Raw genomic sequence first — 19,071 nt, 5'->3', positions numbered from 1 at the left:
CTTGTCAGAATAACTTGGGTTGTGGTGGGTAGGGTGCTCTCGTAGCTTTCGCGCATGATTAAACAGTCGCCATTCAATTACTTCAAGACCAGTCCAGAGGTCATTCGTTTGGCTGTAATGCTATACGTTCGGTTCCCATTGCCGCTTCAAAACGTGAAAGATCTAGTGCGTGTACAGGGAATTGAGGTGAGCCACGAAACCGTCCGATTTTAGTGGAACAAGTTCGGCCCGATGTTTGCCTCCGAGACCAGGCAAGAGCGAGCCCAGCAACTGCTCGCATTCTCGAAACAGAAGCAGCACGTGGATGAGGTCTTTGTGAAGGTGAATGGCAAGAGACACAACCTTTGGCGGGCCGTTTATCACGAAGGCAAGGTGCTGGAAGCCGCTTTCACCAAACGCCGAAACAAAGCTGCAGCATTGATATTCCTCAAGAAGTTATTGAAGCGCCATAGTTGTGTCGATGAGATCGTGACCGACTGTTTTGCACCCTATTAGGCTGCGCTCAGACAATTGGGTGCTCTCAAAAACAAAGGACGGGCAGGTGGCCCAACAACTGCGTCGAGAAATCACTTCTCCCGTTTCAACGACGCGAACGCGCCATGCAACGTTTCAGGCGCATGCGAAGCTTACAGAAATGCGCCTCCGTCCACTCCTGCATCTATAACCACTTCAACCCGGAAAAATCGCCAGCCAGCCGTGACACCTTCATGCTGACGCGCGCCGCCGCTCTGGCCGAGTGGCGCGAAATTGGCGCGAGATAAAAGACAGTGTCACCGGCTTATCAGAGTCGCGTTCGAATTCGTCTGACAGCTCCGCCACCAGAACAGGTTATAACTCGGAATTGCTCTGCGAATCCTTCTTATTGTTTTGTTTGCTCTGGGGGTGGGGTCTTTCGTAGCCTCTATCGATGATTTGGAAGTCACCATTCATGTGCCTCAACGCCGGTCCCAAGATCGTTCGGCTTCGCGTCATATCAAACGGCCCTCTGAGTACTCGGTGCGCAGGAAAAGCAAAAAGAAGGATCCCTTCGACCAAAACGTGAAGCAGAGTCTGGTCAGCGCATGACAAATGGGTTCGACATTGGCTGGTCTGACGTATTGAGCCAGACAGTTTTGGTCCGGGTATAGTCGTGAATAGCCTCGACGCCCGCCTCCCTGCCATAACCGGATTGATTATAGCCACCGAAGGGCGCGATTGGGGATACGGCGCGGTAGGTGTTGATCCAGCAGATTCCCGATTTCAATCGCGATGACACACGATGGGCACGGGCGACATTTTCGGTGAAAACGCCGGACCCAAGCCCAAACTGCGAGTCGTTGGCCAATGCGATGGCTTCATCTTCCGTTTCGAAAGGCAAAAGGGACATCACAGGACCGAACATTTCGACCTTCAGGGTCTCTGTCTCGGCACTTGTGCATTCAACCAGCGTCGGGGCCATGTAGTTTCCTGGCCGGTCCAGTGGCGTACCACCAAAACGGATGCGCGCGCCTTGTTCTGTGGCCTTTGCCAAAGTCGCCTGAATTCTGGCAATCTGGGCGTCGGTACAAAGCGGGCCGATATGGGTGGCTTGTTCCAAAGGATCCCCGATAACGACGCCCTTCATCTTCTCTTCGATCTTTTCGGCCAGGGCATCCAGCACCGGACGATGTATCAGCCCGCGTGACCCAGCCACGCAGCTTTGGCCTGAGGCACCAAAGTTTCCTGCAATCAGGCCGTTTGCCGCGCCATCCAGGTTGGCATCATCAAAAACTATGATCGGAGACTTGCCGCCCAACTCCAACGTGGTTACCGCAAAGTTTTCAGCCGAGTTGCGTACCACGTGGCGTGCTGTCTGCGGTCCGCCAGTGAACGCGATCCGGTCGACCTCGGGATGCCGGGTGAGGGGGATCGAACAATTCTCGGCGTCGCCTGTAATGACGGAAACAACACCGGGCGGAAAACCCGCTTCATCGATCAGCCGCGCAAACTCCAGCATCGGAGCGGGTGCAATTTCTGATGCCTTCAGCACGACCGAACACCCTGCCGCGAGAGCCGGTCCAAGCTTGGTTGCGGTCAGGAACATTTGTGCATTCCAGGGCACGATCGCGACCACTACGCCAATGGGTTCGCGCCTGGTAAAGACATGCATATCCGGTTTGTCGATCGGCAGGACCGCACCTTCGATCTTGTCTGCGAGCCCTGCATAGTATCGATAATAATCACCGACATAGGCTGTCTGGCTTGCGGTTTCGGTCAGTAGCTTTCCGCTGTCCTTTGTCTCGAGCTCGCCCAGGAGTTTGGCGTTCTGTTCGATCAGGTCCGCAAGCCTGTACAGGAGTTTGCCGCGTCCGGTTTGCGTCATGTCGCGCCACGCTGGGTCATCAAGGGACCGGCGCGCCGCAGAAATGGCGCGGTCCACGTCATCTTTAGAAGCGCAGGCGAAACTGGACCATCCCTCACCCGTTGCGGGGTTTTGCGAACTCATCACCTGTCCGCGCGATCCTTCGGTCCATTCGCCGTCAATATAGAGTTGAAAATGTGGTTTCTGGTTCATGATCGAGCCTCACTGAAACTTTGGCATTACGTCGTCGATGAAACGCGCCAGCGACGCGCGCTTGCGCTCGAAGCTCATGCCGCTGTCGATCCAGTACGAATACTCATCATAGCCAAGGTCTTCATAGCGTTTCAGACGATCCGTGACCCCATCCGCGGTACCGACGGTCAGATCACGAGCCAGGTTTTCCGGGGCCATCATAGCGTTGGCCGCCATCTCTTCGTCCGTTAATTCCTGGATCAAGCCCTGTTGGACTGGCCGCTTGTTTTGGAACCAGGCCCCGAAGTAATTGTAGAAGCGGGACAAATCCTGAGCGGCCCGGCCCAGGTCAGCATCGTCGCGGCCAACATAGGTGTGGTGCAGCAGCATGATCTTGGGGCGCGGGCCTTCGTAATTTGCGCAGGCGTCTTCAAAGCGACCCATCAGCGTTTCTATTTCCTCCATGCCCTGCCACAGCGGCGTAACCTGGATATTAAAGCCGTTCTGTACGCCGAATTCATGACTGTTCGGATCCCGCGCCGCGATCCAGATGGGCGGTCCGCCGGGTTGTACGGGCTTGGGGGCCGAGGTTGTGGCTGGGAATTGAAAGAACGCTCCGTCATGCGCACAGTCACCGTCCCAAAGCTTGGGCAGAAGGGGGGCGATTTCGCGCATACGCTGGCCGGCTTCCCACGCATCCATGCCGGGCATCATCCGTTCATACTCGTAGGAATAGGCACCGCGCGCGATGCCCAGCTCAATTCGACCGCCCGTCATAAGGTCGGCCGCTGCCGCTTCGCCGGCCAGCTTTATCGGATGCCAGAATGGCGCAATCACTGTACCGGTGCCAAGCCGCACGTTTTTGGTGTGATGTGCAATATCCACCAGTGACATCAGCGGGTTGGGCGCGATGGTGAAGTCCATGCCATGGTGCTCGCCAGTCCAGACAGCGCGCATTCCGGCCTCATCGGCCATCTTGCACAGCTCAATGAACTCTTCATACAGCTTCTCATGGGGCTGATCGGGGCTCAGCCGCTCCATGTGTGCAAATAGAGAAAACTCCATCATTCAGGTCCTTTCCGAGAGGCTGTGCGTGTCGCCCTGTTGCGCGCTGCCGAGGTAAAGTGAGAAGTCGCGGGTTCGGCTTTCCAGTGCATAACGAGACATCATGGTGGCGATTGGAGGCGTCGCGTAAGAAAGGGTCGCCAAATCCTTGATTGCGACCGCCTCGAGATTGCCGTGCCGTGGAAGTTCCGCCGCATTGGCAAGTATGTAGACATGGTGCGTCGTGGCATCGTCATAGACCGAGTAGGCAACGCCCAGACGCGCGTCTATTCCACGAGCGTGCAGGTCTTGCCGAAGGCCGTTTCGCAATTGGCTCCGGTCTGAAAGCGTGACCTGGGGCGGTCTGAAACCAGCATCGTTTTTCTCCAGCAACACATGCCCTTCATGTTCGATGATTGCGCCGCAGACGACCTTTCGCCCTTTGGGTTCAAGCGCACCGCGTTCCAGACCGAGACTGAAATACCGTCCGTTCGCAAAGCCAAGCGCTGGGATTTCGTTGTGGGAATACGCCTCGACCTGCCCGATCAAAACGCAATGGTCGCCTGCCTCGACTACCTGATGGGTCCGGCAGGAGAACGTCGCGACCGCGCCGTCGATCAGTGGAATGCCGCGCGCGTCGAGGGTGTGGCCAGCTTTGGCAAAACGATCACCTTTGAAGCCGGCGAATGTGTTGGACACTTCTTCCTGCCCTTCGGCCAGAATATTCACCGCAAAATAGTTGCAGGCTGAGAACTCGTTGTATGAAGACAGGCTTTTTCCGGGGCAGACCAAGATTAGCGGCGGGTCAAGCGAAACCGATGTGAAGGAATTTGCCGTGAAGCCCACGGCAGCGCCAGAGGCATTTCGTGTGGTAACGACTGTCACGCCGGTCATGAAGCTGCCAAAAGCGCGCCGGAGTTCACGGGGGTCGAGTTTGGTCATGGTTGCACCTCGCTCAGAAAGCTGGAAATGGCGGCGTTGACCTGAATTGCATGTGTCATCGGCATCATATGTGCCGCCCCGTCAATGACCTGCGCCCGCCCGTTCGGAGTGGCATCTGCCATGTCGCGGGACATGTCGGGGGTGGAGTTCGGCTCCAGACTGCCGGTCAGAAAAAGCGCGGGGCAGGCGAGTTTCTCCAACTCGTCGCGCCGCGGACTTTGGCTTTGGGCAAAAACCGTATAGGCCAACTTGTAGGCTGCTGGATCCATGGCCATCAGCCACTCACGACAGGCATCGCGTTCAGGTGAGGCGGCATCGCCGAACCACCGGCGCAACGTGCCCGTCGGATCGGCACGTGTTTCGCCGTCCAGTTCCGAGGCCCGATCCTGTACCGCCTGCGCTGCTTTTGCAGTGCGTTCAAAAATGGCGTTCAAAGCCACGACACCACGGACCTGATCCGGTGCTTTGGCGGCAAGTTCCAGCGCGATCATGGCGCCCATCGAGTGGCCCACTAAAACGACCGGCCCTTTCAGACAACCCAGAACACTCAATGCCGCAATGATGTAGTCCGACAGCTCGCCGCCTGAATCACCAAGCGGGCTTTCTCCGTGACCGGGCATATCCGGAGCGGTCAGGTGCTTCGCAGAGGCAAGTGCGTCCAACTGAGCGCCCCAGGCTTCAGCCCGCAGGCCAACGCCATGCAGCAACAGAACGTCCGGTCCTGAGCCAGCTTGAATTGCGGCCAGCCCGCCGACCTCAGACCGCGGCCGGGTTGTCCACGTCATGGCCCAAGTCCTTAAGGTCCTGATAGCGGTCGCCGATGCGGTGATGCGGTCTGCCCGAGGTTGCCGCGCCCAGTACAACGACAATCTCGTCGTCGCGCGGCGCGTCCGGGATCGAGAATTGAATGGTCAGGTAGTGAGAACGCCGACCGGCATCGTTCTTGTCCATCAATGGCACCATGATCGGCGCATTCGCCGGGCCACGTGTGTTTGTAAACGCCAGATAGGATTTAGCGGCAACCGCCTGCCGGTAATGATTGCCGAACCGCAGAGTATGAATAAGGCCCGAAGCATGCTCGACCTCGCCATTCAGCCCGACGACGGCTGCCTTGCCATAGGCTTCGATTGCGTCACCACTCCCGGCCAACGCAATCATGCGGTCTGTCATCATCTTGCCAAGAACGGGGCCATAGGCCTGGATTTCAGGTTTAAGGTCTTCGATGTACCGACCGGCCCATGGATTGGTGACTATTGCGGCCACGGCAAACATGCGCCACGGGGTTTCCACGGGGCGAAATCCTTCGACAAGAACCTCCTCATCGTAGGTTACAATTTTGCGTATCTCTGGCTGCATCTTACCCCTCCTGTCGCGCCGGCAGAGGTTAGAAACGAGCGTGGATTTTGACAAATGATTGAATTATGTGCTTTCACATTAAAAAGACTAATGGCCAGCTTGACCAATGGGAAAATCACTTCCACCTCTGACCTGGTTCCGATCCTTTGAGGCCGCGGCGCGCACCCTGAGCTTTACGGCGGCTGCAGAAGAAATCGGGCTGACACAATCGGCAGTTAGTCAGCAGGTGAAATCTCTTGAGATGCGATTGGGGACCGCACTTTTTTTCCGGCATCCGCGCAGTCTGGCCCTGACAGATGCCGGGCGAAAACTGTTGCCCGAAGTTGGCAGCGCGCTTGAAGTCCTGGCTGCCGCCGCCGGAAGGGCCGATGCCAGCGCACCGGGCAATGTTTTGACGGTGGCGACATCTGTCAGCATCGCACAATGGGTCATCGCCCCACATCTTTCGGACTTCGCCACGCGCCATCCCGAAATTAGCGTACGGCTGTTAAGCGCAATCTGGCCTGACGATTTTCACGCGTCCCAGGCTGACGTTCAGGTCCGGTTTGGGTCAGAAAAACAAGTGGGGCAGGGGTCCGAGCGCTTAAGGCCGGACGGCCTGGTTGCGTTCAAGGCGCCGACACTTGCCGGAGACCCGTTTGACCTTCCCCTGATTGAGGCAGTCGGTACGTCAAGCGGTTGGAATACATGGTTCGAAAAGCAGGACGTGCGGCGTCAGCCAACCGTTTTTGTCGATACATTCGGCATGGCGCTACAACTGGCCGTTCATGGCAGCGGGGTCGCTCTGGTCAGCGAATTGCTGGCGAAACACGCGATTGCGTCCGGTCTGGTCGAACGCGCGCATAGCTGCTCTGTCGAATGCAACGAAGGATATTACCTTTCCGCCGATACCTCCAATCCCGCAGCCGTGTTGTTTCATGACTGGTTGCTTGAACAGATTAGCGATTGATCAGGCATCGACATTTAATAGTCCGTGCCGTTTTCAGGGTTTCACAATCATTTTTCGTGGTCGTTGGCACAAACACTCTGCAGGCCCGCTTTCCCTGATCAGGATCGACTCGGTAATCGCAAGACCCCAATCATCCATCCAAAGTCCCGGCATAAAATGAAACGTCATGCCAGCTTCGAGGATCGTATTGTCTTCGTCCCGCAGCGAAATCGTGCGTTCACCCCAATCCGGAGGATAGCTGAGGCCGATGGGATAGCCGCAGCGAGCACCGCGTTCGATCCCGGCGCGTTCGAGCGGTGCGGCCAGCGCCTTGGCGATATCACTTGCACGATTGCCGGGCCTTGCGGCCTCCAGACCTGCTTCCAGCCCTTCAACCAAAGCTTCCTCGGCTCTTTTGAGGTGATCAGGTGGCTGACCCAGAAATACCGATCGACAGAAAGGCGCGTGATAGCGGCGATAGCACCCTGAAAGCTCAAAGAACGTGCATTCACCCGACTTGAAAACATCACCATTCCAAGTCAGATGCGGCGCGGCGGCGTCGGACCCTGACGGCAGAAGTGGCACGATGGCGGCGTAGTCCCCCCAATCATCACCTACGCCCGTTATCGCATCATGGTATATCTGCGCGACCAGTTCATTCTTTCGCAACCCGGGTTCAACGCGTTCAAGGACGCCGTCAGTAACAAATTCCGATATTCGGGCCGCCTTGCGCATCAGGGTGATTTCTTCGTCGGATTTCACGGCTCGTTGCCAGTTTACCAAAGCCGTTGCATCAATCACTGTTGCCTCAGGCAATTCAGACGTCAGCGCAATATGGGCTTTGGCCGAGTAGTAGTAGTTGTCCAGTTCCACCCCAATTCGGCTAGCGCCATGCCCGCATCTGACAATCAGCTGCGCCAAATCCTGCATCGGATGCCGTGTGGTCGATTGCACGAAATGATCCGCGTATCCGAAAACCCGATCGTCCCCCATCCACACTGTGCGCAGCGCGCCGTTTGTGTCCTGACGGCGTCCCCACCAGATCGGGTCCGCGTCCAGAAAAATCAGGACGCCCTGGTGAACGTAAAAAGACCAACCCTCGTACCCGGTGAGCCACCCGATGTTCGAGGGATCTTCGACAAATAGGCAGTCTATTCCCTTTGCAACCATCGCCTCTCGGGTCTTGGCAAGACGGCGATCATACTCGGCCTGACTGAAGGCTGGATCGGAATGGGTCATAGGCGTCTCCAGTTAGCAACAGACTTTGGTTGACAGAACCCTACCGATCGGCTCACGTCAACGAACCAAAATTGGGGGGGGCATGAAGACCGATATCAATCCACACCGATTGGACCGAAGAAATGCGCTATCTGTGCCGTATCGTTCCAACGTTTCGGCCTGCATGTGGGGCGCCAGCACTGAGGTCGCCGAATGAGGGGGTTCGAGCCAACAGAATTCGCGAATCGTACCAAACGCGCGCAGGCGTTGATGGATGACGCAGGATTGTCCGCGCTGTTGCTTACCACGGAAACTGACGTGCGGTACTTTACCGGATACCTGACCAGGTTCTGGGAAAGCCCGACCCGCCCCTGGTTCCTGATCTTGCCTGCAGCCGGTAAACCTGTCGCCGTTATCCCCTCAATCGGTGCTTCGCTGATGGGGCAGACCTGGATTGATGATATCCGAACGTGGAGTTCACCCGACCTGCAGGACGACGGCATCTCGCTTCTGGCCGATACCCTGATGGAGTTGACGCCAGCCGACGGTCGTATCGGAATGCCCGATGGTCACGAGACCCACGCGCGTATGCCCATGTTGGATATTGAACGTCTGCGTATCAGTCTTGGCTCGCGCCGTGTCACAGGAGACCACGGTATTTTACGCCAACTGCGCATGATCAAATCCCAGGCAGAGATCACCAAAATCGAAACCGCATGCGGCATAGCCGGTCGGGCATTCGCTCGAGTTCCCGAGATTGCCCGGGTCGGCGTGCCTTTGGATGAGGTTTTTCGTCGTTTCCAGATACTCTGTCTGGAGGAAGGTGCCGACTGGGTGCCGTATCTCGCTGGTGGGGCAGAGCAGGGCGGTTACTCCGACGTGATTTCGCCTGCCTCTTCGTCGCCTTTGGCGATTGGCGATGTACTGATGCTTGACACCGGCCTGGTCTGGGACGGGTATTTCAGCGACTTCGACCGCAACTGGTCTGTGGGCCCTGCAAGTCCGGATGTGAAATCTGCCTACGCCAGGTTGATTGAAGCGTCGGACGCCGCGTTCGAAATCGCGCGACCCGGTGCGACCGCGGCGGACTTGTTTCATGCCATGAATACGGTGCTGACCAAGGACTCTGAAGGCACGGATGCAGGGCGACTGGGGCACGGGTTGGGGATGTCGCTGACCGAATGGCCGTCTCTTATCCCGATGGACCAAACCGTTCTTGAACCTGGTATGGTGCTGACGTTGGAGCCGGGTATTGCGGTTGGTGACAAAATTTTGGTTCACGAAGAAAACATCGTTGTAACTGCCGACGCCCCGCGGTTTATCAGCCCGCGCATCGGGCCGGAGATGATCGAACTATGACCCACGTTCCCTACACACTTGACGAAGACGACCCGCAGGCTTCGCCGCTTGGGTTGATTGTTCTGCAAGTCGACGAAACGATTGAGCCGGAATTCAGTGCGTATTTCTCAGACCGGAAGAACCCGCTTTACATAACGCGAATACCCAGTGGAATCGAGGTAACAACCGAAAGCCTCGCGGAAATGGAGAAAGCCCTGCCGGCGGCGGCGAGGTTGTTGCCAGGCGCGCGGCCTTTTCGGGTGGTTGGATATGGCTGCACGTCGGCCAGTTCGGTCATTGGATCAGAGCGTGTGGCAGAGCTTGTAAAGCAGGCGTGCAATACCGACGAAGTGACAAACCCATTGCGTGCCGCCACGGCCTGCGCAGCGGACCTGGGTGTTTCGAAGTTCGCGCTGCTTTCCCCTTACATCGAGGAGGTCAACGCACCGCTGCGAAACGCGTTCTCGGAAAACGGAATAACCATGGATGTATTTGGAACCTTCGGGCAGGCCGAAGAGGCAAAGGTTGCGCGGATTTCGGTCCAATCCGTGGTTGAAGCCGCAACTGAACTGGGATCTGATCCGTCGGTTGAAGCCGTCTTCCTTAGCTGCACGAACCTTCGCACCCTTGAAGCTATCCCCGAGATTCGTGAGCGGATCGGCAAGCCGGTTCTTTCGAGTAATCAAAGCCTTGCATGGCATATGCGTCGCCTCAACGGTGTTCACTGAGCGGTAAAGTTAAATTCAAAATGCGGAAATGCGCTATATATTGTTGCCAAGTGCCTACTGCATGGTCTTAACTGCTGCTTACAGATCAATGAAATCCGAAACTCTCGGATAATCATTTGACGAAACAGGGGGTCTTGTGACCGGTACAATGAACGACGCCGCGTTTGTCGAATTCCAACGCGTTCAGAAGTCTTATGATGGCGAGAACCTCGTCGTTAAAGATCTAAATCTTGCGATGCCCAAGGGTGAGTTTCTGACAATGCTCGGGCCGTCAGGTTCGGGTAAGACGACATGTCTTATGATGCTCGCAGGGTTTGAAACCGCCACCCACGGTGAAATCCTGCTTGATGGCAAGCCCATCAACAATATTCCACCGCACAAGCGCGGAATCGGTATGGTTTTCCAGAACTATGCTCTGTTTCCGCACATGACAGTGGCCGAAAACCTGTCGTTCCCGTTGGAGGTCCGCAAGCTGGGCAAGTCCGAGCGGGAGGAAAAGGTTCAGCGCGCTTTGGACATGGTTCAGATGGGCCAATTTGGAGGCCGACGTCCGGCTCAGTTGTCCGGTGGCCAACAACAGCGGATCGCGTTGGCGCGTGCCCTGGTTTTCGAACCCGAACTGGTTTTGATGGACGAACCCCTGGGCGCATTGGACAAACAGCTGCGTGAGCATATGCAGTTCGAAATCACGCGCCTTGCGCATGAACTGGGAATCACCACGGTCTACGTTACCCACGACCAGACCGAGGCCCTGACCATGTCAGATCGTGTTGCCGTGTTTGACGATGGCCGCATTCAGCAGCTTGCGCCGCCTGATCAGCTATACGAAGAACCGGAAAACAGCTTTGTTGCGCAATTCATCGGGGAAAACAACACCTTGGAAGGTGTCGTTAAATCGATTGGTGGTGGCACATGTGTTGTCCAACTGGATGATGGCTCTGAAATCGACGCGGTTCCGATCAATGTTCACAAACCGGGTGAACGGACCAAGGTGTCGATCCGGCCTGAGCGGGTAGAATTCAACAAGAATCGCCTGCACGCGGATGCGCATACTTTGAAGGCAACCGTCGAAGAGTTCATTTATATGGGCGACGTTTTCCGGTTCCGGATGTCCGTCGCAGGGAACGATGACTTCATCGTCAAAACCCGGAACGCACCAGACGCAATCCGCCTGTCCCCGGGGCAGGAGATCGAGATTGGCTGGCTGGCTCAGGATTGTCGTGCGCTCGACGCATAGACCAAGTCGCGCGGAACAAGCGCGACCTCACTGAGGGACTGGCTGGTGAATACCCGTGCATCAGCCGACCACACACATAAACGGGAAGAACTGGGAGTTATACATGAAAACAACCAAAACATTGTTGACAGCAGCGGCACTCGGGGTGGTTGCTGGCGGTGCCTTCGCACAGGAAATGACCATCGTTTCCTGGGGTGGGGCCTATTCCAAGTCGCAGCTGAAGGCCTATCACGAGCCCTATTCCGAGAAGACCGGGGTGACCATCCTGAACGATGACAGCTCGAACGAAGCTGTGGCCAAGCTACGTGCGATGAACGAAGCGGGCAACATCACCTGGGATGTGGTTGACGTGGTCGCTGCGGATGCAATTCGTCTGTGCGATGAAGGGCTTGCGCTTGAAATCGACTTTGACACCCAACTCGCTCCGGCCCCCGATGGCACACCGGCCTCCGAGGATTTCGGCGACCTGCTGGTCAGCGACTGCTTTATCCCGCAGATCGTCTACTCCACCACCTTCGGTTACCGCACCGATCTGGTGGGCGATACGCCACCGACCGACATCTGCGCCGTGTTCGATCTGGAAACCTATCCCGGCAAGCGTTCGCTGGAAAAACGCCCCATCAACAATATGGAATGGGCGCTGCTTTGTGATGGCGTGGCCAAGGATGACGTCTATGACGTCTTGGCCACTGCCGAGGGTCAGGACCAGGCGCTGGCCAAGCTGGACACCATCAAAGACAGCGTTGTCTGGTGGTCCGCCGGTGCGGACACACCGCAGTTGCTGGCCGATGGCGAGGTTGTGATGGGTTCGACCTATAACGGCCGTTTGTTCAGCGTGATCGAAGAGCAGAAGCAGCCCGTCGCCATGCTTTGGGACGCGCAGGTGTTCGATCTGGACGGCTGGATCATCCCGGCCGGCCTGAGCGAAGAGCGTCAGCAGCGTGCGCTGGACTACATTATGTTCGCGACCGATACGCAGCGTCTGGCGGATCAGGCCAAGTACATCTCGTACGGCCCGGCACGCGCTTCGTCGGCTCCGTTGGTTGGTCAGCACGCCGATCTGGGTATCGACATGGCACCGCACATGCCGACCGATCCGGAGAACGCCAAGAACACGTTCCTTTACAACTACGAGTTCTGGGCTGACTACCGCGACGATATCGACGCCAAATTCCAGGCGTGGCTGGCGCAATAAGCAGCCGTTGAATTGGTGACACTGTCAGGGGCGGATTCCTGCCCCTGACCCAGAAAAAGCCAAGGGACAACAATGACTGACGCAACCCAAAACGCGGGCCCCATGCTGGCCGCTGATGGAACACCGCTTAAGCAGTCGCTGGCGCGTTCGCTACGACGGCAAAAGCTCCGGGCGTTGATGTTGGTTGCGCCGCTTCTTCTGTTTGTCCTGTTTTCATTCCTTGTTCCCATTGCATCGATGCTGTTCCGGTCGGTTGAAAACAGCATCGTGTCCGACACTCTTCCATTGACTGTTGAGGCCCTGAACAACTGGGACGAACAATCAGGAGAGTTGCCGGGCGAGGATGTGTATGACGCATTCGTGCGCGACATGATTGTTGCGATTGACAACAAAGAGCACACAAAGCTCGGCACGCGTTTGAACTATGAAGAGACTGGTATGTCCTCGATGTTCCGCAAATCCGGGCGTCAGATCAAAAAACTGGATCCTGAAACGGACGGGCCGTTCAAGGAGAAGTTGATCGAGATCCACGACGGCTGGGGGGATCCGCAAACCTGGCGGGTGATGAAAACCCATTCACCGACGATCACCAACGGTTACTTCCTGAATGCCGTCGATATGCGCAGAACGCCGGAAGGGGCGCAGGCCCAACCGGAAGACAAGCAGATCCTCATCAAGCTTTTCGGACGCACGCTGTTCATGTCGCTCGTCATTACGGGTGCCTGTATCTTGCTTGCGTACCCTGTCAGCTATCTATTGGCGACGCTTCCGATGCGGGTGTCGAACCTGTTGATGATCCTGGTGCTGCTGCCATTCTGGACATCCCTTCTGGTTCGGACATCGGCCTGGAAAGTCATGTTGCAACAACAGGGGGTCATAAACGATACACTTGTTTGGTTGGGGCTGGTAGCGGACGACTCTCGACTGATCATCATCAACAACCAGATCGGCACAATCGTCGCGATGACGCATATCTTGCTGCCGTTTATGATCCTGCCAATGTATTCAGTGATGCAGACCATTCCGGCCACTTACACGCGCGCGGCCAAATCCATGGGTGCGACGAACTGGACGACTTTCTGGCGTATCTACTTCCCGCAATCCATTCCGGGGATCGGCGCCGGGTCGATCCTCGTGTTCATTCTGGCGATCGGTTACTACATCACGCCCGAGATCGTGGGCGGGACCAAAGGCGTCTTTATTTCGAACCGGATCGCCTATCACATCTCGTCCTCATTGAACTGGGGGCTTGCCGCGGCCTTGGGTACGATCCTTCTGGGGGTCGTGCTGCTGCTCTACTGGGTCTACGACAAGATCGTGGGCATCGATAACGTGAAGTTGGGATAATCAAGATGGCTGCACTGACACCGATATCCCGCAAACCCATGTCCATGGTTCTGCCCAGTGTCGCACTGGCGGGGGCTTTTGCCGGCATCTTTGTCGGCGCCGGAAATGGCTCGGTTTTTCTTGGCATTCTGGGCGGAGCTGTCCTGATCACGGGGCTGGCCTGGGTCTACATAAATCTTGTTAAGAATGAAAAACTGGCACGGTGGATCAACATCGTCGGATTCGGCGTCATAGGTTTTTTGGTGGCCGGCCTGATGGGCGGCGTGTTGGGTTTGCTCGGCGGCTGGTTTTTCGTCTGGTTTATCTACTGGCTGTACGAGGGGCGCTATCGGCGCAAGCTGTTGCCGTACCTGACAGCGCAACAGGTATTTTACCACTATCTGTTTCGCGTGATCTGTGGTGCGATCTTCGTCTTCCTGATCACGCCGATCCTTGTGGTGCTGCCGCTGTCGTTCAACGCGCAGGACTTCTTCACCTTTACGCCCGAGATGCTGCGTCTGGACCCGGAAGGCTATTCGCTCAAGCACTATCGGGACTTCTTCACCAACAACGAATGGCAGCGCAGCTTCAAGAACTCGCTCATCATTGCGCCGATTGCGACGGTTATTTCGGTATCGCTGGGAACTCTGGCCGCCATTGGTCTTAGCCAGTCCCACGTTCCCGGGCGCCGCGCGATCATGGGAATTCTGATTTCTCCGATGATTGTCCCGCTGATCATCTCGGCGACGGGCATGTTCTTTTTCTACAGCGATATCGGACGGTTCCTTGAAGGCACGCTGGGCATGAACAAGAACTTCGTGGGCTATCTGAAAGTGATTTTGGCCCACGCCGTGCTGGGTATTCCCTTTGTGATCATAACCGTGACGGCGACTCTGGTCGGTTTTGACCGGTCCCTGACCCGGGCTGCGGCCAATATGGGCGCGGGGCCGGTGCGGACCTTCTTCAAGATCCAGATGCCGCTGATCCTGCCCGGCGTCATCTCGGGTGGTCTGTTTGCCTTCATCACGTCATTCGACGAAGTGGTCGTGGTACTGTTTGTCGGTTCCGCCAGCCAGAAGACCTTGCCGTGGCAGATGTTCACCGGCCTGCGTGAGCAGATCAGCCCGACCATTCTGGCGGTTGCGACAATCCTGGTGGTCTTGTCGATTGCCCTGTTGACCACGGTCGAACTGTTGCGGCGCCGTTCCGAACGGTTGCGGGGTCTTTCGCCCGCTTGACGTAGCAAACAGTCTGATCTATCGATTCACCTGTTCATCTCCGCCGCGATGGCGTCGCGGCGTCTAAGGAGGTGATCGGCTCTCGGACCCCGAGACCGCCTGTCCTGAACGCCGGGACATGTGGCCGGGGATTGCACACCCGGCAAGGATGAGAGACCAAAGATGACTGACATTTCAAACCGCCCCGAGTTCTTCACCTGCCACAATGGTGACAAGGCCCCGTTGCCGTTCAGCAAGGCCGAGTATGACCGCCGTCTTGGCAAGCTGCGCGCCATCATGGCCAAGCGGGATATCCCCGTCGTGCTGCTGACGTCGATGCAGAACATCGCCTACTACTCGGGCTTTCTGTATTGTTCCTTCGGTCGCCCGTATGGCTGCGTTGTGACCCAAGACAACTGCACCACCGTGTCCGCCAATATCGATGCCGGGCAACCGTGGCGCCGGTCGGTTGAAGACAACGTGATCTACACCGACTGGAAGCGCGACAACTACTGGCGTGCCGTTGCAAGTCTGATCGGAAACGCCAAGCGGGTCGGGATCGAAAGCGACCACATGACAATTGCGGCGCGTGAAACTGCCCTGCACATGCTGGGCTCCCCCGAGTTGGTCGATGTCGCGCCCGATACGATGGCGGCTCGTATGGTCAAATCCGCAGAGGAAATTGAACTGATCAAGGGCGGCGCGCGCACTGCGGATGTTGGCGGTGCGGCCATTCACGCGGCCATCCGCGAAGGCGTAACCGAGATCGAAGTTGCAATGGCGGGTCGAGACGCGATGGAAGAGGAAATCGCGCGTGCCTATCCGGATGCCGAATACCGCGACACCTGGGTTTGGTTCCAATCTGGTCTGAACACCGATGGCGCACATAACCCGGTGACAAAACGCGCGCTGCAAAAGGGCGATATCCTGTCCCTGAACACCTTCCCGATGATCTCGGGCTATTATACCGCACTGGAACGGACCCTGTTTCTGGGCGAGCCGGATGCCGACAGCCTGCGCCTTTGGAAGGCAAACGTGGCCGCGCACGAACTTGGCCTCAGCCTGATCAAGCCAGGCGCCACCTGTTCCGGCATCACTGCTGAGATCAACCGGTTCTTTGCCGACGAAGGCCTGCTTCAGTATCGTTCTTTCGGCTATGGCCACTCTTTTGGTGTTCTGAGTCATTACTATGGTCGTGAGGCCGGTCTGGAATTGCGTGAGGACATCGACACTGTGCTGGAACCCGGAATGGTCGTATCGATCGAGCCGATGCTGTGGATTCCCGAAGGCCAGCCCGGTGCGGGCGGTTACCGGGAACACGATATTCTGGTGGTGGGTGAAGACGGGGCCGAAAACATCACCGGTTTCCCATACGGACCGGGTCACAACATTATCGGTGCCTGATGATCAAGGGGGTGGAGCTTTTGCTCCACCCTTTTTGGGATGCGCGCCGAGCAGGCAAACATCGGCAACAATAGTGTTCCGGTTTTCGACGTATGGAGATTGCCCGAAAGTCGAAATTCCCACGAGATGTAGATTTAGGCAGCCAGACGCGGGCAGGGCGGCCGTCCTTCTGGGAATGCCAAGCCTTCGGAAATCAGTTTCCACCCGCTCTCCAGTCTTCAACCCTTCGCGTGCCAGCCGTTGTCGACATAGGTGGCTGTTCCATTGACGAAACTCGCATCATCCGAGGCGAGGAAAACCACGGTTCTGGCCACTTCTTCAGGGTAGCAAATGCGCCCCTGCGTTGCGGCCATGCCGCTGTCCTCCCATTCTTGGCCTGCGGCGTCCAGTTCAGCAATTTCCTTCAGCCCATGCGCTGTTTCAACAAATCCGGGACAGATCGCGTTGCAGCGTATTCCGGCGTCCCGATACTCGGTCGAGATCGTGCGGGACAGCTGCAGGACGGCGGCCTTGGACATGCAGTAGACGGACTCCAACGCGTACCCCAACTCGGCTGCGATCGACGAAGTGATGACGATCGAACCACCGCCGTTCTCGGCCATCTCTTTCACCGCGCGTCTGCAAACAAGAAAAGCAGATTTCACGTTCAGGTCCATCAACCAATCGTATTCTTCTTCCGATGTCTCATGCAGGGATTTTACGATGATCGAGCCTGCATGATTGAACAGCACATCGTATGCCCCGAACTCGGCGACGCAGGCATCAAATGCGGTGTCGATATCACGGGCGCTGGTGACGTCGCAGTGAAAGAACTTAGCTTGGCCGCCCTGATCACGGATCATCTGAGCTGTTTTCTGACCCTCGTCATCGTTGATATCGAAGACCGAAACAGTTGCGCCTTCCTGCGCGAACAACAGGGCCGTAGCACGCCCCATCCCTGTTGCTCCGCCGGTGATGACGGCCGTTTTTCCTTCCAGTCTGGCCCGCTGAACCATCAGTCCCTCCCTTTTTTCAGATACACTCACCCCCGTCGATCACCAACGCGTGGCCCGTCATGAAGGTGGACATGTCAGAGGCCAAGAACACCACCGCATCGGCGATTTCATCGGCCTGCGCCCAACGTCCCATCGGAATGCTGTTCGCGATATAGCTTTCCAGAGCCGGCCGCCCGCCCATCTGGGTTTCAAAGCCAGCGTTGAATGGTGTGTCGACCCAACCGGGGCACAGCGCATTGAACCTGATATTGTCCTTGGCATAGTCCGCAGCCATCTGGCGCACCATCGCCACAACTGCGTGCTTCGTGGTCGCATAGGCAATCATTTCGCGGTCGTACTGCACCCCAGAATTGGAAGAAGTGATAATGACGCTGCCGCCGCCCTGAGTACGCATCTGCCCGACCACCGCCCGTGCCGCAATGAAATGCGCCCTTACGTTTAACCTCCAGCTTTCATCCATGCCTTCGGGGCTGACCTGTTCCAACGTGCCCTCGACCTGAATACCTGCGTGCGAATGCAGTATGTCCAGTCGGCCTAGTTTTTCGATTGTCGTCCGGAGTGAGCCAACAACGGCGCTGTCATCCGTCATGTCCAGCGCAATGCTGTCGGCACTGCCGCCATTTTCCATGATTTTTTGGGCGGTCGCTTCGGCCAGTTCACCGACAAGATCGGTTACGACAACGTGCGCTCCACACTCAGCCATCGAGATGGCACTGGCCCTTCCGATACCGGATCCTGCCCCGGTCACAAAGGCAATGCGACCGTCGAGAGAGATCTTTTCAGAACGTGTCTTCATGAGCTTAACAGCTGTCATTTCTTCTTGTCTCCCCTCCGCAGAAGGACCTGGGCTGTGATCAATAGGACCAATGACGCGGCCAGAACCATTGTGCCTATGGCGTTGATCTCTGGCGTGACACCGCGGCGGATTGACGAAAACACGTAGATTGGAAGCGTTGTCTCGGACCCGGCGACAAAGAATGCGATGATGAAATCGTCAAAGCTGAAGGTGAAGCTTAATAGAAACCCGGCCAATATCGCTGGAAAGATTAATGGCAAGGTGACCTGTCTGAAGGTGCCAAATGGCGTCGCATAGAGGTCCGACGACGCCTCGGTCAGGGTGGCGTCCATGCCGGAAAGTCTTGCGCGAACAATGATCACGACCAGTGCCATCGTGAACATGGTGTGCGCCGCAATGAGAGAGCCCATACCCATGTTGAGCTTTGGGGGCTCAGCCCCTTCCGGCCAGAGCGCTGCAATACCCGGGTTCACGAAGTTGAACACGGTGACAAGTGCGATCAGGGTCGCAATTCCGATGACGATGCCGGGGATCATGATGGCCACGTAGATCAAACCGTCGAAGGCCGTGCGCATCGGCCCGCGGATACCTTGCAAACCCACAGCCGCCATTGTTCCGAACAAAGAGGCCAGAGTGGCCGATACAAGTGCCACGATAAGGCTGGTTTCCAACGCATCCATGACGAACGGGTTGTTCAGCGCCTTGCCGTACCATTGCGTGGACAAACCCTGCAGCTGGCTGGCATGGCGTCCGGCATTAAAACTGAACAGCGCTATGACCCCGATCGGGATGTAGAGAAACAAATAAACGCACAGAGCATACAGTCGCATCTTAT

The 19,071-nt window shown here is 56.9% G+C and carries 17 protein-coding genes and 1 pseudogene; 9 read left to right on the top strand and 9 right to left on the bottom strand.

The annotated features are described in order from the left end of the window. The first annotated feature begins 54 nt into the window (after positions 1-54). Positions 55-761: pseudogene (locus ACR1XU_RS12075) on the top strand (IS6 family transposase). Positions 762-1,054: 293 nt separating this feature from the next. Here the strand turns inward: ACR1XU_RS12075 and ACR1XU_RS12070 are convergent. Genes ACR1XU_RS12070 through ACR1XU_RS12050 form a run of 5 tightly spaced genes read right to left on the bottom strand, consistent with a single transcriptional unit; the run spans position 1,055 to position 5,854 of the window. Then, positions 1,055-2,533, bottom strand: coding sequence for an aldehyde dehydrogenase (locus ACR1XU_RS12070; protein WP_480905169.1), 1,479 nt, complete (start codon positions 2,531-2,533; stop codon positions 1,055-1,057). A 9-nt stretch (positions 2,534-2,542) separates the two neighbouring features. Further along, positions 2,543-3,577 (bottom strand): LLM class flavin-dependent oxidoreductase, encoded by a 1,035-nt coding sequence (locus ACR1XU_RS12065; protein ID WP_480905258.1) that lies wholly within the window; start codon positions 3,575-3,577, stop codon positions 2,543-2,545. 3 nt (positions 3,578-3,580) lie between these two features. Next, a complete protein-coding gene (locus tag ACR1XU_RS12060; protein WP_480905167.1) occupies positions 3,581-4,498 on the bottom strand; it encodes a flavin reductase family protein in 918 nt (305 codons plus the stop codon). Continuing rightward, the gene (locus ACR1XU_RS12055) at positions 4,495-5,283 is read right to left on the bottom strand and encodes an alpha/beta fold hydrolase (protein ID WP_480905164.1); all 789 of its coding nucleotides are present in this window, start codon (positions 5,281-5,283) and stop codon (positions 4,495-4,497) included. Before ACR1XU_RS12055 ends, ACR1XU_RS12060 begins: the two co-directional genes overlap by 4 nt. Next, a complete protein-coding gene (locus ACR1XU_RS12050; protein ID WP_480905161.1) occupies positions 5,255-5,854 on the bottom strand; it encodes an amino acid synthesis family protein in 600 nt (199 codons plus the stop codon). The genes ACR1XU_RS12055 and ACR1XU_RS12050 overlap by 29 nt, the downstream gene beginning before the upstream one ends. Before the next feature lie 106 nt (positions 5,855-5,960). Here ACR1XU_RS12050 and ACR1XU_RS12045 point away from each other — a divergent pair, with 106 nt between their 5' ends. Continuing rightward, positions 5,961-6,803: a LysR family transcriptional regulator gene (locus ACR1XU_RS12045; RefSeq protein WP_480905158.1), complete on the top strand. Its 843-nt coding sequence runs from the start codon at positions 5,961-5,963 to the stop codon at positions 6,801-6,803. Between the two features lie 33 nt (positions 6,804-6,836). Here ACR1XU_RS12045 and ACR1XU_RS12040 read toward each other — a convergent pair whose 3' ends face one another. After that, positions 6,837-8,021, bottom strand: a complete 1,185-nt coding sequence (locus ACR1XU_RS12040; RefSeq protein ID WP_480905156.1) for a M24 family metallopeptidase — start codon at positions 8,019-8,021, stop codon at positions 6,837-6,839. Positions 8,022-8,213: 192 nt separating this feature from the next. Between ACR1XU_RS12040 and ACR1XU_RS12035 the strand changes: the two genes are divergently transcribed. The 7 genes from ACR1XU_RS12035 (at position 8,214) to ACR1XU_RS12005 (ending at position 16,445) form a co-directional block, all read left to right on the top strand. Beyond that, positions 8,214-9,359, top strand: a complete 1,146-nt coding sequence (locus ACR1XU_RS12035) for a M24 family metallopeptidase (protein ID WP_480905153.1) — start codon at positions 8,214-8,216, stop codon at positions 9,357-9,359. Beyond that, complete coding sequence (locus ACR1XU_RS12030; RefSeq protein WP_170680568.1) at positions 9,356-10,066, top strand: aspartate racemase/maleate isomerase family protein; 711 nt, start codon at positions 9,356-9,358, stop codon at positions 10,064-10,066. The genes ACR1XU_RS12035 and ACR1XU_RS12030 overlap by 4 nt, the downstream gene beginning before the upstream one ends. Positions 10,067-10,214: 148 nt before the next feature. After that, entirely contained in the window at positions 10,215-11,303 is a 1,089-nt protein-coding gene (locus ACR1XU_RS12025; protein ID WP_170680565.1) for an ABC transporter ATP-binding protein, read from the top strand. A gap of 103 nt (positions 11,304-11,406) precedes the next feature. Next, positions 11,407-12,498, top strand: coding sequence for an extracellular solute-binding protein (locus tag ACR1XU_RS12020; RefSeq protein ID WP_321253967.1), 1,092 nt, complete (start codon positions 11,407-11,409; stop codon positions 12,496-12,498). A 72-nt stretch (positions 12,499-12,570) separates the two neighbouring features. Next, positions 12,571-13,845 (top strand): ABC transporter permease, encoded by a 1,275-nt coding sequence (locus ACR1XU_RS12015; protein ID WP_170614524.1) that lies wholly within the window; start codon positions 12,571-12,573, stop codon positions 13,843-13,845. Positions 13,846-13,850: 5 nt separating this feature from the next. Next, positions 13,851-15,062 (top strand): ABC transporter permease, encoded by a 1,212-nt coding sequence (locus ACR1XU_RS12010; protein WP_170614525.1) that lies wholly within the window; start codon positions 13,851-13,853, stop codon positions 15,060-15,062. A 162-nt stretch (positions 15,063-15,224) separates the two neighbouring features. After that, positions 15,225-16,445, top strand: a complete 1,221-nt coding sequence (locus tag ACR1XU_RS12005; RefSeq protein ID WP_480905148.1) for an aminopeptidase P family protein — start codon at positions 15,225-15,227, stop codon at positions 16,443-16,445. Positions 16,446-16,663: 218 nt separating this feature from the next. Here the strand turns inward: ACR1XU_RS12005 and ACR1XU_RS12000 are convergent, their stop codons facing one another. The 3 genes from ACR1XU_RS12000 to ACR1XU_RS11990 are packed head-to-tail and all read right to left on the bottom strand — an operon-like array spanning position 16,664 to position 19,066. Next, positions 16,664-17,440: an SDR family NAD(P)-dependent oxidoreductase gene (locus ACR1XU_RS12000; RefSeq protein ID WP_480905145.1), complete on the bottom strand. Its 777-nt coding sequence runs from the start codon at positions 17,438-17,440 to the stop codon at positions 16,664-16,666. A 16-nt stretch (positions 17,441-17,456) separates the two neighbouring features. After that, on the bottom strand, positions 17,457-18,215 hold the full coding sequence (locus tag ACR1XU_RS11995) for an SDR family NAD(P)-dependent oxidoreductase (RefSeq protein ID WP_480905255.1): 759 nt from the start codon (positions 18,213-18,215) through the stop codon (positions 17,457-17,459). A gap of 35 nt (positions 18,216-18,250) precedes the next feature. Next, positions 18,251-19,066 (bottom strand): ABC transporter permease, encoded by an 816-nt coding sequence (locus ACR1XU_RS11990; protein ID WP_170614528.1) that lies wholly within the window; start codon positions 19,064-19,066, stop codon positions 18,251-18,253. Between the last annotated feature and the right edge of the window lie 5 nt (positions 19,067-19,071).

The sequence above is a fragment of the Ruegeria sp. D1(2025) genome (assembly GCF_056536425.1).
This window is presented reverse-complemented; position numbering and strand designations above follow the sequence as displayed.

Coding starts and splice junctions, on each gene's coding strand:
- ACR1XU_RS12025 (WP_170680565.1), top strand. CDS start 10,215: ATGAACGACGCCGCGTTTGTCGAATTCCAACGCGTTCAGAAGTCTTAT.
- ACR1XU_RS12020 (WP_321253967.1), top strand. CDS start 11,407: ATGAAAACAACCAAAACATTGTTGACAGCAGCGGCACTCGGGGTGGTT.
- ACR1XU_RS11990 (WP_170614528.1), bottom strand. CDS start 19,066: ATGCGACTGTATGCTCTGTGCGTTTATTTGTTTCTCTACATCCCGATC.
- ACR1XU_RS12070 (WP_480905169.1), bottom strand. CDS start 2,533: ATGAACCAGAAACCACATTTTCAACTCTATATTGACGGCGAATGGACC.
- ACR1XU_RS12010 (WP_170614525.1), top strand. CDS start 13,851: ATGGCTGCACTGACACCGATATCCCGCAAACCCATGTCCATGGTTCTG.
- ACR1XU_RS12015 (WP_170614524.1), top strand. CDS start 12,571: ATGACTGACGCAACCCAAAACGCGGGCCCCATGCTGGCCGCTGATGGA.
- ACR1XU_RS12045 (WP_480905158.1), top strand. CDS start 5,961: ATGGGAAAATCACTTCCACCTCTGACCTGGTTCCGATCCTTTGAGGCC.
- ACR1XU_RS12040 (WP_480905156.1), bottom strand. CDS start 8,021: ATGACCCATTCCGATCCAGCCTTCAGTCAGGCCGAGTATGATCGCCGT.
- ACR1XU_RS12055 (WP_480905164.1), bottom strand. CDS start 5,283: ATGACGTGGACAACCCGGCCGCGGTCTGAGGTCGGCGGGCTGGCCGCA.
- ACR1XU_RS12000 (WP_480905145.1), bottom strand. CDS start 17,440: ATGGTTCAGCGGGCCAGACTGGAAGGAAAAACGGCCGTCATCACCGGC.
- ACR1XU_RS12050 (WP_480905161.1), bottom strand. CDS start 5,854: ATGCAGCCAGAGATACGCAAAATTGTAACCTACGATGAGGAGGTTCTT.
- ACR1XU_RS12030 (WP_170680568.1), top strand. CDS start 9,356: ATGACCCACGTTCCCTACACACTTGACGAAGACGACCCGCAGGCTTCG.
- ACR1XU_RS12035 (WP_480905153.1), top strand. CDS start 8,214: ATGAGGGGGTTCGAGCCAACAGAATTCGCGAATCGTACCAAACGCGCG.
- ACR1XU_RS12005 (WP_480905148.1), top strand. CDS start 15,225: ATGACTGACATTTCAAACCGCCCCGAGTTCTTCACCTGCCACAATGGT.
- ACR1XU_RS12060 (WP_480905167.1), bottom strand. CDS start 4,498: ATGACCAAACTCGACCCCCGTGAACTCCGGCGCGCTTTTGGCAGCTTC.
- ACR1XU_RS12065 (WP_480905258.1), bottom strand. CDS start 3,577: ATGGAGTTTTCTCTATTTGCACACATGGAGCGGCTGAGCCCCGATCAG.